The sequence below is a fragment of the Pseudomonas sp. CC120222-01a genome, assembly GCF_003097235.1.
GTDB lineage: Bacteria > Pseudomonadota > Gammaproteobacteria > Pseudomonadales > Pseudomonadaceae > Aquipseudomonas.
On record NZ_QEQQ01000019.1, the window covers coordinates 15,937 to 30,546 of the forward strand.

14 protein-coding genes are annotated in these 14,610 nt (G+C 62.5%); 8 read left to right on the forward strand and 6 right to left on the reverse strand.

All coding sequences use genetic code 11. The features are described from left to right. The first annotated feature begins 96 nt into the window (after nucleotides 1-96). From aspA to N430_RS21555, 4 genes are all read left to right on the forward strand, one after another. Nucleotides 97-1,521 carry an aspartate ammonia-lyase gene (aspA, locus tag N430_RS21540; protein ID WP_027917067.1) on the forward strand — a complete coding sequence of 475 codons (1,425 nt, stop codon included), beginning with the start codon at nucleotides 97-99 and terminating at the stop codon, nucleotides 1,519-1,521. 182 nt (nucleotides 1,522-1,703) lie between these two features. Further along, the gene (locus tag N430_RS21545; protein WP_110638866.1) at nucleotides 1,704-2,696 is read left to right on the forward strand and encodes an AraC family transcriptional regulator; all 993 of its coding nucleotides are present in this window, start codon (nucleotides 1,704-1,706) and stop codon (nucleotides 2,694-2,696) included. A gap of 116 nt (nucleotides 2,697-2,812) precedes the next feature. After that, nucleotides 2,813-3,853 (forward strand): histone deacetylase family protein, encoded by a 1,041-nt coding sequence (locus tag N430_RS21550; RefSeq protein ID WP_110638867.1) that lies wholly within the window; start codon nucleotides 2,813-2,815, stop codon nucleotides 3,851-3,853. A 2-nt stretch (nucleotides 3,854-3,855) separates the two neighbouring features. After that, nucleotides 3,856-4,959, forward strand: coding sequence for a polyamine ABC transporter substrate-binding protein (locus tag N430_RS21555; protein WP_110638868.1), 1,104 nt, complete (start codon nucleotides 3,856-3,858; stop codon nucleotides 4,957-4,959). A gap of 31 nt (nucleotides 4,960-4,990) precedes the next feature. Here the strand turns inward: N430_RS21555 and N430_RS21560 are convergent, their stop codons facing one another. Then, the gene (locus tag N430_RS21560; RefSeq protein ID WP_110638869.1) at nucleotides 4,991-6,520 is read right to left on the reverse strand and encodes a PLP-dependent aminotransferase family protein; all 1,530 of its coding nucleotides are present in this window, start codon (nucleotides 6,518-6,520) and stop codon (nucleotides 4,991-4,993) included. A 90-nt stretch (nucleotides 6,521-6,610) separates the two neighbouring features. Here N430_RS21560 and N430_RS21565 point away from each other — a divergent pair, with 90 nt between their 5' ends. The 3 genes from N430_RS21565 to N430_RS21575 are packed head-to-tail and all read left to right on the forward strand — an operon-like array spanning nucleotide 6,611 to nucleotide 8,376. Then, on the forward strand, nucleotides 6,611-7,240 hold the full coding sequence (locus N430_RS21565) for an FMN-binding negative transcriptional regulator (protein ID WP_110638870.1): 630 nt from the start codon (nucleotides 6,611-6,613) through the stop codon (nucleotides 7,238-7,240). A 12-nt stretch (nucleotides 7,241-7,252) separates the two neighbouring features. Continuing rightward, nucleotides 7,253-7,699 (forward strand): GNAT family N-acetyltransferase, encoded by a 447-nt coding sequence (locus N430_RS21570; protein WP_103448433.1) that lies wholly within the window; start codon nucleotides 7,253-7,255, stop codon nucleotides 7,697-7,699. A 5-nt stretch (nucleotides 7,700-7,704) separates the two neighbouring features. Continuing rightward, entirely contained in the window at nucleotides 7,705-8,376 is a 672-nt protein-coding gene (locus N430_RS21575) for a GNAT family N-acetyltransferase (protein WP_110638871.1), read from the forward strand. A 50-nt stretch (nucleotides 8,377-8,426) separates the two neighbouring features. Here N430_RS21575 and N430_RS21580 read toward each other — a convergent pair whose 3' ends face one another. The 3 genes from N430_RS21580 to N430_RS21590 form a co-directional block, all read right to left on the reverse strand. Further along, nucleotides 8,427-8,705 (reverse strand): helix-turn-helix domain-containing protein, encoded by a 279-nt coding sequence (locus tag N430_RS21580; protein ID WP_110638872.1) that lies wholly within the window; start codon nucleotides 8,703-8,705, stop codon nucleotides 8,427-8,429. A gap of 334 nt (nucleotides 8,706-9,039) precedes the next feature. Then, nucleotides 9,040-10,848, reverse strand: a complete 1,809-nt coding sequence (oadA, locus tag N430_RS21585) for a sodium-extruding oxaloacetate decarboxylase subunit alpha (RefSeq protein ID WP_110638873.1) — start codon at nucleotides 10,846-10,848, stop codon at nucleotides 9,040-9,042. An 11-nt stretch (nucleotides 10,849-10,859) separates the two neighbouring features. Then, nucleotides 10,860-12,275, reverse strand: a complete 1,416-nt coding sequence (locus N430_RS21590) for an acetyl-CoA carboxylase biotin carboxylase subunit (RefSeq protein WP_054884776.1) — start codon at nucleotides 12,273-12,275, stop codon at nucleotides 10,860-10,862. A gap of 205 nt (nucleotides 12,276-12,480) precedes the next feature. Here N430_RS21590 and N430_RS21595 point away from each other — a divergent pair, with 205 nt between their 5' ends. Continuing rightward, nucleotides 12,481-13,428, forward strand: coding sequence for a LysR family transcriptional regulator (locus N430_RS21595; RefSeq protein ID WP_165837375.1), 948 nt, complete (start codon nucleotides 12,481-12,483; stop codon nucleotides 13,426-13,428). On the opposite strand, the gene N430_RS21600 is transcribed toward N430_RS21595, so the two are convergent. Both N430_RS21600 and hexR read right to left on the reverse strand, forming a co-directional pair. Next, complete coding sequence (locus N430_RS21600) at nucleotides 13,370-13,588, reverse strand: PA3496 family putative envelope integrity protein (RefSeq protein WP_110638875.1); 219 nt, start codon at nucleotides 13,586-13,588, stop codon at nucleotides 13,370-13,372. The genes N430_RS21595 and N430_RS21600 overlap by 59 nt on opposite strands. A 150-nt stretch (nucleotides 13,589-13,738) precedes the next feature. Then, entirely contained in the window at nucleotides 13,739-14,605 is an 867-nt protein-coding gene (hexR, locus tag N430_RS21605; protein ID WP_027917078.1) for a transcriptional regulator HexR, read from the reverse strand. Nucleotides 14,606-14,610: the final 5 nt, after the last annotated feature.

The following is a 14,610-nucleotide window of genomic DNA, read 5'->3' on the forward strand; positions in this document are numbered from 1 at the left end:
GTTAGCGTGCAACAGCATTGGCCGCAAAATCCCCTTCAGGCCTAGGATTGGCGCCATTCCGGCATGTGCCGGGTCAAAATCGAGATGATATCCATCATGTCCTCCGCTGCATCGTTCCGCGTCGAAAAAGATCTGCTTGGTACCCTTGAAGTCCCTGCCGATGCCTACTACGGCATCCAGACCCTGCGCGCTGCCAACAACTTCCATCTCTCCGGTGTTCCGCTGTCGCACTACCCGAAGCTGGTCGTGGCCCTGGCCATGGTCAAGCAGGCTGCTGCCGACGCCAACCGTGAGCTGGGTCACCTGAGCGATGCCAAGCACGCTGCCATCAGTGCAGCCTGCGCCCGCCTGATCAAAGGCGATTACCACGACCAGTTCGTGGTGGACATGATCCAGGGTGGTGCCGGTACTTCCACCAACATGAACGCGAACGAAGTCATCGCCAACGTCGCGCTGGAGGCCATGGGCCACCAGAAGGGTGAGTACCAGTACCTGCACCCGAACAACGACGTGAACATGGCGCAGTCGACCAACGACGCCTACCCGACTGCCATCCGCCTGGGCCTGTTGCTGGGCCACGACGCCCTGCTGGCCAGCCTCGACAGCCTGATCCAGGCCTTCGCTGCCAAAGGCAAGGAATTCGACCACGTACTGAAGATGGGCCGCACCCAGCTGCAGGACGCCGTACCGATGACCCTGGGCCAGGAGTTCCGCGCCTTCGCCACCACCATGACCGAAGACCTGCAGCGCCTGCGCTCGCTGGCCCCGGAACTGCTGACTGAAATCAACCTGGGCGGTACCGCCATCGGTACCGGCATCAACGCCGACCCGGGCTACCAGGCCCTGGCCGTGCAGCGCCTGGCTACCATCAGCGGCCAGCCGCTGGTACCGGCTGCCGACCTGATCGAAGCCACTTCCGACATGGGTGCCTTCGTGCTGTTCTCCGGCATGCTCAAGCGTACCGCGGTCAAGCTGTCGAAGATCTGTAACGACCTGCGCCTGCTGTCCAGCGGCCCGCGCACCGGCATTAATGAGATCAACCTGCCAGCGCGTCAGCCAGGCAGCTCGATCATGCCAGGCAAGGTCAACCCGGTTATCCCGGAAGCGGTCAACCAAGTGGCCTTCGCCATCATGGGCAACGACCTGGCCCTGACCGTCGCCGCCGAAGGTGGCCAGCTGCAGCTGAACGTGATGGAGCCGCTGATCGCCTACAAGATCTTCGACTCGATCCGCCTGCTCCAGCGTGCCATGGACATGCTGCGCGAGCACTGCATCGTCGGCATCACTGCCAACGAACAGCGCTGCCGTGAACTGGTCGAGCACTCGATCGGCCTGGTCACCGCCCTGAACCCGTACATCGGCTACGAAAACGCCACCCGTATCGCCCGCGTTGCCCTGGAAACCGGCCGCGGCGTACTGGAACTGGTGCGTGAAGAGAAGCTGCTGGACGACGCGATGCTCGACGACATCCTGCGTCCGGAAAACATGATCGCTCCACGTCTGGTTCCGCTGAAGGCGTAACTCAGACCGCTGCAAACAGTCTCACCAGGTCGAGGGACTAGACACCTCTCAACCTTTCAAAGGCCCGAGCGCACGCTCCGGGCCTTTTTTTTGGTCTCATGAATGTCGCGCCCGCGATGCCATGCCGGTATCGGCACACAACTTGCTCCATAATACCTCCCAGGCCCACGGGATGACCGAGCATGCTGCACAGCCACCTGACCACCCTCAACGCGGTTTCGCTGATCCTCAACCTGTTTCAGGAAGAAGGCTGCGAGGCGACGACGTTGCTCGCCGGCAGCGGCATAGGCCCGGCCGACCTGGGCCATAGCGACGCACGCATCACCACCCAGCAAGAGTTGCAGGTGTGCGCCAATGCCGTTGCCCGGCGCGAGGAAATCGGCCTGGAACTGGGCCGTCGCATGCATGTGTCGTGCTACGGCATGCTCGGTTACGCCCTGCTCTCCAGTGCCACTTTGGGTGACGCCCTGCGCCTGGCGCTGCATTATCCGGCACTGCTGGGAACAGTCTTCAAGCTGCGCCTGGTCGACGATGGCCAGCGCGTCTGGTTCAGCGCCAGCGAATACCATGACAGCCCGGCACTCGCCGCCTTCAATGCCGAGTTCTGCCTGGTGTCGTTGAAAGTGATCTGCGATGACCTGCTCGGCCGCACCCTGCCGCTGCTCGGCGCCCGCTTCGAGCACCCACGGCCCGGCTACCACGGCCTCTACACTGGCGCCTTCCAGTGCCCGCTGGCCTTCGACGCCGAGGACAACGCCTTTGCCTTCGAACGGCGCTGGCTGGACATGCCATTGCCGCTGGCCGACCCGATTACCCACAAGGCCATGAGTGAGCGCTGCCGGCGCCTGAACCTGGAATTCACCGGGCGCCAGGCCTGGCTTGGGCGCATCCGCCAGTTGTTGCTGCAACAACTGGATGCGGCGCCGGGCCTGGAGGGGCTGGCGCGGCAAATGAACTGTTCCTCGCGGACCTTGCGCCGCCACCTGCAGGCGCTGGGCTGCAGTTATCAACAACTGCTCGATGAGCTGCGCTTCGATCGGGCCAAGCAATTGCTGGCCGACGAGCAGATGCCGATCTACCGGATCGCCGAGACCCTGGGGTTCAGCGAGACCGCAAGTTTCCGCCATGCATTCCAGCGTTGGAGCGGGGTCGCCCCCAGCCACTTCCGTGGCTGACCTGCAGTGGCCAACGAGCTTGGCCACATCGATCCCCTTTTGGCCGTTTGCGACGTTCTCCGCCACCGGGCCGCCCGTGAAAATGGGCCCACGCCAGTCCCCCCGGAGAACAACAAATGCTGACGATCTATTCCGATGATCACCGCCTGCACCATGGCCGCTGCGAGCTGATCGACGGCAAGCTGATGCCTTGCTTCGAAATGCCCTCGCGCGCCGACCACGTCCTCGATCAAGTGAAAAAGCGCAACCTCGGCGACGTCCAAGGCCCGACTGACTTCGGCCGTGCACCGCTGCAGCGCATTCACAGCGCCGACTACCTCGACTTCTTCCAAGGCGCCTGGGCACGCTGGGCCGCGCTCGGCCACGACGGCGACCTGCTGCCCTTCACCTGGCCGGCGCGCACGCTGCGCCAGGTCAAGCCAACCGGCCTGCATGGCGAACTCGGCTACTACAGCTTCGACGCCGGCGCACCGATCACCGCTGGCACCTGGCAGGCCGCCTACAGCGCCGCGCAGGTCGCCCTGACCGCCCAGGCTGCCATCCAGCAGGGCGCTCACTCGGCCTTCGCCCTGTGCCGGCCACCAGGGCACCACGCCGCCGCTGAAGTCATGGGTGGCTATTGCTACCTGAACAATGCCGCGATCGCTGCCCAGGCCTTCCTCGACCAGGGCCGCGCCAAGGTGGCCATCCTTGACGTCGACTACCACCACGGCAACGGCACCCAGGACATCTTCTACCAGCGCAACGACGTGTTCTTCGCCTCGATCCACGGCGACCCAACGGATGAATTCCCGTTCTTCCTCGGCTATGCCGATGAAACCGGTGAAGGCGCAGGCGAAGGCTGCAACATCAACTACCCGCTGCCCGCCGGCAGTGACTGGGCGGCCTGGAGCGCCGCACTGGAAGACGCCTGCCAACGCATCGCCGCCTATGACGCCGACGTGCTGGTGGTCTCCCTCGGCGTGGACACCTTCAAGGACGATCCGATCTCCCAGTTCAAGCTGGACAGCCCGGATTACCTGGAAATGGGCAAGCGCATCGCCCAGCTCGGCAAGCCCACCCTGTTCGTGATGGAAGGTGGCTACGCTGTGGAAGAAATCGGTATCAACGCAGTCAATGTGCTGGAAGGCTTCCAGCGCGCCCAGCCAGGAGCCTGATCATGGTCCGACTCAAGCGTCTGCTCGCCCCGTTCATCGCTGCCACCCTGTTCACCGGTGCCCTGCAAGCTCAAGCCGAGCAGCGCACCCTGCGTGTGTATAACTGGTTCGATTACATCACCCCGCAGACCTTGAGCGACTTCCAGAAGGAAAGTGGCACCAAGCTGATCTACGACATTTTCGACACCAATGAAGCGCTCGAGGCCAAGCTGCTCACCGGCAACTCCGGCTACGACGTGGTCGTACCGTCCAACGTGTTCCTCGCCAAGCAGATCGAAGCCGGGGTATTCCAGCCTCTGGACCGCAGCAAGCTGCCGAACTGGCAACACCTGGACCCGGCGCTGATGAAGCTGATCGAGGCCAACGACCCGGGCAACAAGTTCGCCGTGCCGTACATGTACGGCACCATCCTGATCGGGTTCAACCCGGACAAGGTCAAGGCTGTGCTCGGTGACCAGGCTCCGGTCGACAGCTGGGACCTGATCTTCAAGGAGGAGAACATCTCCAAGCTGAAACAGTGCGGTGTCGCGCTACTCGACTCGCCGTCGGAGATCCTGCCGCTGGCCTTGCAGCACCTGGGTTTGCCGCCCAACAGCGACAAGCCAGACGACTACAAGAAGGCCGAAGCGCTGTTGCTGAAGATCCGCCCGTACATCACCTACTTCCACTCCTCGAAGTACATGGCCGACATCGCCAACGGTGATATCTGCGTGGCGGTGGGCTACAGCGGCAGCTTCTCGCAGGCCGCCAACCGGGCGAAGGATGCGAAGAATGGCGTGGTGGTGGACATGCGCCTGCCCAAGGAAGGTGCACCGATCTGGTTCGACATGCTGGCGATCCCGAAGAATGCAGCCAACCCGGAGGATGCCCATGCATTCATCAACTACCTGCTGCGGCCTGAGGTAATCGCGCCGATCAGCGATTTCGTCGGCTACCCGAACCCGAACAAGGATGCCACCGACAAGGTCAGCCCGGCGATTCGCAACAACCCGAACCTGTACCCGACGGCGGAGGCGATGGCCAAGCTGTATACCCTCAAGCCATTGACGCGTGAGGCTGAGCGGGCGCGGACCAGGGCCTGGACGCGGATCAAGTCTGGAACCTGATTCAGAACCGGGGGCTGCTTTGCAGCCCCATTCACACTTTCCAGACCCTGCGCAATTTCAACAAGGACTCGGCAATCTCCCCTTCCGGCACCGCCGCAAACCCCAGCACCAGCCCTGCCCGCTTATCCACAGGCAGCTCGCTATCCTCCAGCCAGTAACTGCTCAGCGGGTTCACCTCGACCCCCACCGCTTCAGCCCTGGCCACCAACTCCTGCTCCCGCGCAAAGTTATCCACATCCACCTTCACATGCAGCCCCGCCGCCACCTCAGGCATTGCACCCAGCCCAGGCACATCCACGGGCCATCCGGCCTTGAGCACATTGCGCCGGCTCAGCGCCGCCTTGCGCATGCGCCGGATGTGCCGCTGGAAGTGCCCTTGGGCCATGAATTCGGCCATCACGCACTGGGTGCCCACTTCCGAATGCCGAACCGCCAGCGCCCGCCCCTGGCTGAACGCCTGCACCAGCCGTGGCGGCAGCACCAGATAGCCCAAGCGCAATGCCGGAAAGGCAATCTTGCCGAAGGTGCCGACGTACAACACCCGCCCCTGGCGGTCGAGCGCTGCCAGCGGGGTCAAGGGCGCGCCGCTGTAGCGGTACTCGCCGTCGTAGTCATCTTCGATGATCCAGCCATCGTTGCGCTCGGCCCAGGCCAGCAAGGCCAGGCGCCGCGGCAGGCTCATGGTCACGCCGGTCGGGTACTGGTGCGCCGGGGTGACATAGGCCAGCCGGCAGTCCGTCAACTGCTCCAGGTGCTGGCAATCCATGCCCTCCTCGTCCACCGGCACGCCGGTCACCTTGCCACCGGCGACGGCGAAGGTATGCCCGGCGGCCCGATAACCCGGGTTTTCCACAGCCACGCCGTCGCCCGGTTGCAACAGCAACTGTGCACAAAGGCTGATGGCCTGTTGAGCACCACTGGTGATCACAATTTGTTCAGCCGTGCAGGAAAGGCCACGCGAACGGCGCAAGTAGGCGGCTATCAGCTCGCGTAGTACAGGCTCACCCGCTGGGTCGCCATAACCCAGCTGCGCAGGCGAAGGATTTCGCCAGAAACCCGCCTGCAGCTTGGCCCATACGTCGAAAGGGAACAGATCGAACGCCGGAATTCCGACTCGAAATGCCTTCGGCGCACCGCTTTTTGGCGGCGGCAGATGGTTACTTTTCAACCGTTCCAACGGCTCACTGGAAAGCGTGTTGCTGGATAAATCCTCAGTGTTTCCCGAAGAAAATGTGGATAAGTCTGTTGATAAACCCCGGGATAACCCTGTGGACAGTTGTGTGGATAGTTTTGGTAGACGGCTCACATAAGTGCCATCCCCTACCCGGCTTTCGATGTAGCCCTCCGCATACAACTGGTCATAAGCACGCACCACGCTGTTGCGCGACAGCGCCAGCACGTTTGCCAGGTCACGCGTGGCCGGCAACCGCGTGCCGCTGCTCAAGCGGCCATCCAGAACCCGAGCACGCAGGGCCTGGTACAGCTGCTGACTGAGCCCACGACGACTATCGAGAACGATGCCGGCAGGATCGAAAGGCAATACAAGGGGGCGCTCGCTCATGAGATTGGACCTATCAAAACAGTCATAAATGGCTCTTACCCAGATCCAATAGCCTGCCTAGGATGGAACCATTCGACAAGGACCCTGCGCATGTACAACAGCAAACCCCATCAGGAACATGACCTTGAGCGCTTGCACCAGCACATGCGCGAAACCCGTCTGGCCGTGCTGGTCAGCCACGGTGAACAGGGCTTGCTGGCCACACACCTGCCGGTGTTGCTCGACAGCCAAGAGGGCGAGTTCGGCACCGTTTATGCCCACCTGGCGCGGGCAAACCGCCAATGGCAGGACCTGGAGCAAGGCGCCGAAGCACTGCTGGTGTTCCCGGGTGCCAACGCCTACGTCAGCCCCAGCTACTACCCGAGCAAGGCCGAAAACCCCAAGGTGGTGCCGACCTGGAACTACCTTGCCGTGCACGCCTATGGCACGGCCGAAGTGATCCACGACGCCGCGCCGCTGCTGCAGATCGTCAGCCGCCTGACCGACCGCCACGAACAGGGCCGCAGCGCGCCCTGGAAAGTCGCCGACGCCCCTGCCGACTACCTCGACGGCATGCTCCGCGCCATCGTCGGCATCCGGCTGCCCATCGCCCGTCTGCAAGGCGCGCGCAAACTCAGCCAGAACCGTTCGGCCGAAGATATCGCTGGCGTGCGTGATGGCCTGGGCGCCAGCCCGGATTACCTGGACAACCAACTTGCGGCGCACATGCGCCAACTCTGAAGGAAAAGCCCCATGCCCAGCGTTACCCTGCGCCCTGTCAGCGCCCAAGACCACGCCGCCTGGCTCGCCCTGTGGCAAGCCTACCTGCGCTTCTACCAGACTGAGCTGGCAGAGGAAGTAAGCCTCAGCACCTGGCAACGCCTGCTCGACCCCAACGAGCCAACCCATTCGACCCTGGCCTGGGTCGATGGCAAGGCGGTTGGCATGGTCAACTTCATCTACCATCGTTCCAACTGGAGCATCGAGAACTCCTGCTACCTGCAGGATCTCTACGTCGACAGCAGCCAGCGCGGCCTGGGCATCGGCCGCCAGCTGATCGAACACGTGTACGCCACGGCCAAGGCCGCCGGCTGCATCAAGGTGCACTGGCTGACCCACGAAACCAACGCCACCGCCATCAGCCTGTACGAACAGGTTGCCGAGCGCCCGGGCTTCATCCAATTCCGCAAAGGGTTGTAGGCCACATGACTGACGCACTGAACTGGAAACCTGCTGTAGCGCCAAAGGCCGAGCCCATCGACGGCCGCTTCATCCGCCTGGAGAAACTCGACCCGGCGCGCCACGGCGACGACCTCTGGGCCGCCCTGCAAGGCCCGGACTCCGACCCGGTGCTGTGGGACTACCTGCCCTATGGCCCGTTCACCGAGCGTGCGGCTTTCGACCGCTGGCTGCAAGGTAACGCCGCCAGCCACGATCCGCTGTACTACACCGTGGTCGATCGCACCAATGGCCAGGCTCAGGGCGTGCTCACCCTGATGTCGATCGTGCCCGAGCACGGCCGTATCGAGATCGGTCACATCGCCTTCGGCGCCCCCATGCAGCGCACGCCCAAGAGCACCGAGGCCGTCTACCTGCTGGGCAAGCTCAGCTTCGCGCTGGGCAACCGCCGCCTGGAGTGGAAATGCAACAACGCCAACGCCCGCTCCAAGCGTGCAGCCGAGCGGTTCGGATTCACTTATGAAGGCGTGTTCCGCAAGCACCTGGTGGTGAAAGACCACAACCGCGATACGGCGTGGTACTCAATTACCGATGATGAGTGGCCACAGGTGGCGGCAGGGTTCGAGCGGTGGTTGAGCGCAGAGAATCAGAAGCCAGAAGGCCAGGCACGAACACTTGAGAACTGCCGCAGAGGCTGATTCGTCGAGATCGATCACGGGCCAGCAGACCTGTGATCGGCCTGAGAGGATTACCTGATCTGGCTCACGCGCCTGACGACGCCCATCTGCAAACCAAATGGCTTGAATACGGCATTTAACGACTTGAGTGTGGGATTACCATCCCCCTGCTCAATCTGAATGAGCGTACGCACGGAAATCTTGCACATCCGCGCAAACTGAGTCTGCTGCATCTTCGCCACCTCCACACGGAGCCGTCGCACGGCAGCCCCCAGTTCAAGGCTGCCGTCGGCAATGCCTTCGCGCACGCCATCGATCATCAGCCCGCGGGCATCGATGGAAACTGTCATGCCAACCCCCACTCCGCCATCCGGCGCTCAAGCTTGCCCAGCGCCATTGCCGGTTGTAGCTCTATTCTAATTCTGCACTTTATTGCAGAAAAGGGCAGCTTACACCTGCTTTCTCTGCATTAAAATGCATTCTCTCCATGCAATGTTGGAGTTGCTGCGATTTGCTTGTCGGGAGATTAGGGAGGGCCTTCAGGTGCTTGCCTCGGGATCTGAGGTGGTGCGCCGCGCGGGCGGCGCTCGATCTCATCGACGCAAAAAATGCTGTGGCGAACCATAAAAAAAGGGGAGCATCCGCCCCCCAGAGGTTAACCGCTTGCAGATGAGGGCTTTCGAATCAGCCCTCGATCTCGATCAGGATCTCACCCGGTGTCACGCGATCGCCCTTGGCCACGTGGATGGCCACGACTTTACCGGCGATGGCCGCCTGCACTTCGGTCTCCATCTTCATCGCTTCGGTGATCAGCACGGCCTGGCCGGCCTTGACCACATCGCCTTCCTTGACCAGCACATCGACGATGTTGCCTGGCATGGTGGTGCTGACATGGCCCGGTGCGCTGGCCTGCTTGCGCTTGCTGCCACCGCCGCCGACGAATTCGTTGAGCGGCTCGAACACCACTTCTTCCGGCATGCCGTCGATCGACAGGTAGAAGTGACGCTTGCCTTCGGCCTTGACGCCCACACCGGTGATGTCGACGCGGTAGGTTTCACCGTGCACGTCGATGACGAACTCGGTCGGTACACCTTCACCGCCATGGGATGCCACTGCACCGGCCTCGGGAATCGGCAGCAGGGCTTCTGGAGTCAGGGTGCCGGCTTCGCGCTCTTCGAGGAACTTGCGGCCAATGTCCGGGAACATGGCGAAGGTCAGCACGTCTTCTTCGCAACGGGCCAGGGCACCGATGTCACCACGCAGCTTGGCCATCTCTGGCTTGAGCAGGTCGGCCGGGCGCACGTCGATGACTTCTTCGTTACCAATGGCCTGGCGGCGCAGCTGCTCGTTGATCACGCCCGGCGCCTTGCCGTAACCACCCTGCAGGTACAGCTTCACCTCGTTGGTGATGGTCTTGTAGCGCTCACCGGCCAGCACGTTGAAGAACGCCTGGGTACCGACGATCTGCGAGGTCGGGGTCACCAGCGGCGGGAAGCCGAGGTCTTCACGCACCCGTGGGATTTCTGCCAGCACTTCGTTCATGCGGCTCAGCGCACCCTGCTCCTTGAGCTGGTTGGCCAGGTTGGAAATCATCCCGCCCGGTACCTGGTTGACCTGCACGCGGGTATCCACGGCGGTGAACTCGCTCTCGAACTGGTGGTACTTCTTGCGCACGGCGTAGAAGTACAGGCCGATTTCCTGCAGCAGCTCCAGGTCCAGGCCGGTGTCGAACTCGCTGCCCTTGAGCGCGGCGACCATCGACTCGGTACCTGGGTGGCTGGTGCCCCAGGCGAAGCTGGAGATCGCGGTGTCGATGTGGTCGGCACCGTTTTCCACGGCCTTGAGCTGGCACATGGCGGCCAGGCCGGCGGTGTCGTGGGAGTGGATGAACACCGGCAGCGACTGCTCGGCCTTCAGCGCCCGGACCAGCTCGCCAGTGGCGAACGGCGTCAGCAGGCCGGCCATATCCTTGATCGCAATCGAGTCGCAACCCATGGCTTCCATCTGCTTGGCCTGGGCGACGAAGGCGTCGATGGTGTGCACGGGGCTGACGGTGTAGGCGATGGCGCCCTGGGCGTGTTTGCCGGCAGCTTTCACGGCTTCGATGGCGACACGCAGGTTACGCACGTCGTTCATGGCGTCGAAGATGCGGAACACGTCGATGCCGTTGACCGCGGCCTTGGCGACGAAGGCCTTGACCACGTCGTCGCTGTAGTGGCGGTAGCCCAGCAGGTTCTGGCCGCGCAGCAGCATTTGCAGGCGAGTGTTGGGCAGTGCCGCACGCAGTTTGCGCAGGCGCTCCCACGGGTCTTCCTTGAGGAAGCGCACGCAGGCGTCGAAGGTGGCGCCACCCCAGACTTCCAGCGACCAGTAGCCGACCTTGTCGAGCTTTTCGCAGATCGGCAGCATGTCTTCGGTACGCATGCGGGTAGCCAGCAGGGACTGGTGGGCGTCGCGCAGGATCGTGTCGGTTACGTGAATTTTCTTGGACATTATGGGGTTCCTCACAGGCCTGCGTGGGCGGCGATGGCGGCGGCGATGGCCAGGGCCAGCTCTTCGGGTTTGCGCTTGATCGAGTAGTTGGTCAGTTCCGGGTGGCTTTCGACGAAGCTGGTATTGAACTGGCCGCTACGGAATTCCGGATTGCGCAGGATTTCCTGGTAGTACGCGGCAGTGGTCTTCACCCCTTGCACGCGCATGTCATCCAGGGCCCGCAGGCCGCGGTCCATGGCTTCTTCCCAGGTCAACGCCCAGACCACCAGTTTCAGACACATGGAGTCGTAGAACGGCGGAATGGTGTAGCCGGTGTAGATCGCCGTGTCGGTGCGCACGCCCGGGCCGCCGGGGGCGTAGTAACGGGTGATCTTGCCGAAGCTCGGCAGGAAGTTGTTCTTCGGGTCTTCGGCGTTGATGCGGAACTGCAACGCGTAGCCACGGTGCTGGATGTCTTCCTGTTTCACCGACAGCGGCAAGCCCGATGCGATGCGGATCTGCTCGCGGACGATGTCGATACCGGTGATTTCCTCGGTGATGGTGTGTTCCACCTGCACCCGGGTGTTCATCTCCATGAAGTACACCTCGCCATCGGCGAGCAGGAACTCCACGGTACCGGCGTTCTCGTAGTTCACCGCCTTGGCCGCACGCACCGCCAGGTCGCCGATGTAAGCGCGCTGCTCGGGGGTGAGCTGTGGGCTCGGGGCAATTTCGATGAGCTTCTGGTTGCGGCGCTGGATCGAGCAGTCGCGTTCGAACAGGTGCACGACATTGCCGAAGCTGTCACCGAGGATCTGCGCCTCGATGTGCTTGGGGTTGACGATGCACTTTTCCAGGAACACTTCGGCCGAACCAAAGGCCTTGGTGGCCTCGGAAATGACCCGTGGGAAGTTCTGTTCCAGCTCTTCACGGCTGTTGCAGCGGCGGATACCACGGCCGCCACCACCGGAGGTGGCTTTGAGCATCACCGGGTAACCGATACGGTCACCTTCGCTCAGGGCTTCATGAATATCGGCGACGTTGCCTTCGGTACCGGGGGTCACCGGTACACCGGCCTGGATCATGGTGCGACGCGCTTCGGTCTTGTCACCCATGCGGCGAATGACGTCGGCGGCCGGGCCGATGAACTTGATCCCACGCTCGGCGCAGATCTCTGCCAGTTCGGCGTTTTCCGACAAGAAACCGTAACCCGGGTGCAGGGCGTCACAGCCGGTTTCCACAGCAAGGTTGACCAGCTTGCGCGGGTTCAGGTAGCCGGCCAGTGGCTCGGCACCGATGCTGTAGGCCTCGTCGGCGCGCTTGACGTGCAAGGCGTGACGGTCGGCGTCGGAATAGATCGCGACAGAGCGAATGCCCATCTCGGCGCAGGCACGGACGATCCGAACTGCGATTTCACCCCGGTTGGCGATCAGGATTTTTTTTATCACTGGATTCTTCCCAAAGCCCGTAGGAACAGACGATCCGGTTGTACCGGTCGGCGCGTGACCAGAGGTTGCTGGCCAGTCGCACATTCACCCTAGCGCTGAAGGTCGATAAACAAAAATCAATATTTGTTAGGGACTGTATTAGCAAAAGCTTATAGTTCGGTAACAAGGTATTGCCGAAGAGCCGATAAAAATGCGTAAGTCCTTGATGCGTATGACATTGCGTCAATTGCAGATCTTCAACGAGGTGTGCGATTTGCGTTCGTACAGCCGGGCTGCGGAGGAGATGGCACTGACGCAACCCGCCGTTAGTCTACAGATCCGTCAGCTCGAAGAGCTGATCGGCCAGCCACTGTTCGAGTACGTCGGCAAGAAGCTCTACCTGACCGAAGCGGCCGAAGCCCTGCAACGAGCTAGCCGCGACATCTTCGGGCGCCTGGAAAGCCTCGACATGCAGCTTTCAGACATGCAGGGCTCACTGCAGGGGCAGCTGAAACTGGCGATCGAGTCCAGCGCCAAGTACTTCGTGCCACACCTGTTCGCCGCCTTCAAGCAGCGTCACCCGGAGGTCAACCTGACCCTCACGGTGGTCAACCGCGCCCAGGCGATCCGCCGCCTTTCCGACAACCGCGACGACCTGATCATCATGTCGATGGTGCCGCAGGACATGGGCTTGGAGTTTCTGCCGTTTCTCAACAACCCGATCGTGGCGGTGGCCCCGCCGGAACACCCGCTGTGCAAGCTCGAACACCTGCGCCTGCAGGACCTGGAGCCTCATACCCTGCTGGTCCGCGAGCAGGGTTCGGGCACGCGCAAGGCCTGCGAGGAGTACTTCAAGGACAAGCGCGTGCACTTCACCCAGACACTGGAGGTCGCGTCTGCCGATGCCCAGCGTGAATGCGTGATCGCCGGCCTGGGCATCGCCCTGCTGACCCGCCATGCCGTGAACCTGGAACTGGCCACGGGGGCACTCAGGGAGCTGCCGGTGGAGGAGTTGCCGCTATACCGCAGCTGGTGCGTCGTGCAGGCCAAGGCCAAGCGACAGTCGCCGGTGGCCTTGGCCTTTCTGGCGTTCATCCGCAGCGAACGTGCGCTGATCAGCGCACTGGTTGAGCGTTTTTCGGGGAGGTTGCCGCCGACGCCTGCCACACCGTGAGTGCTTGCAGTTCGGGGTAGTCGGCCAGATCGCGGAGCAGTTGACGCTGGTCGCAATAGCTCTCGATCGCGCGGCGGTATTCCATGCGGCGCTGATCCTTTTCCTGCTGCTTGCGAGCCTTGGCGCTGGGTTGGTACGTACCGTCGAAGTCACGAGCCATTGCCTGTCTCCCAGATAGGATGCGGGAGTTTCAGACTGGCCTTGAGGGTTTACGGTTTAGCTGTGGAATGGTGACAAAACCGTGAAATCTGCTTTGTCTGTACCGGCCTCTTCCCAGGCAAGCCCGCGAAGAGGCCAGGACAGGCTTACCTCAGTCGTCGGTAGCCTTGATCGACTTGGGCGACAAACGCAGGCTGCGCAAGCTGCGCTTCACGCTCTTGAGGTGATTGACCAGGCTCGGCCCACGGGCCATGGCCACGCCCATCGCCAGCACATCGATCACCACCAGGTGAGCGATACGCGAGGTCAGCGGGGTGTAGATCTCGGTGTCTTCATGCACGTCGATCGCCAGGTTGACCGTCGACAACTCCGCCAGCGGCGTCGCGCTCGGGCACAGGGTGATCAGGTTGGCACCGCTTTCACGCACCAGGTTGGCGGTGATCAGCAGGTCCTTGGAGCGCCCCGACTGGGAAATGCACACCGCCACGTCACCCGGCTTCAACGTCACCGCCGACATGGCCTGCATGTGCGGGTCGGAATAGGCCGCGGCGCTGAGCAGCAGGCGGAAGAACTTGTGCTGGGCATCGGCCGCTACCGCGCCGGATGCGCCAAAGCCATAGAACTCCACGCGTTGCGCCTGAGCCATGGCGCTCACGGCCTGTTGCAGGGCCTGCGGGTCCAGGTGCTCACGCACTTCCATCAGGGTGTGCAGGGTGGTATCGAAAATCTTCAGGCTGTAGTCGGCAACCGAGTCGTCTTCATGAATCGCGAACTGGCCGAAACTGGCACCGGCCGCCAGGCTCTGCGCCAGCTTGAGCTTGAGATCCTGAAAACCCGAACAACCGATCGCCCGGCAGAAACGCACGATGGTCGGCTCGCTGATGCCCACGCTGTGCGCCAGGTCGGCCATGGAGCTGTGCATCACGGCAGCCGGGTCGAGCAGCACGTGGTCGGCCACTTTGAGTTCCGATTTGCGCAGCAGGTGGCGCGATTGGGCGATATGTTGCAACAGATTCACGGGCT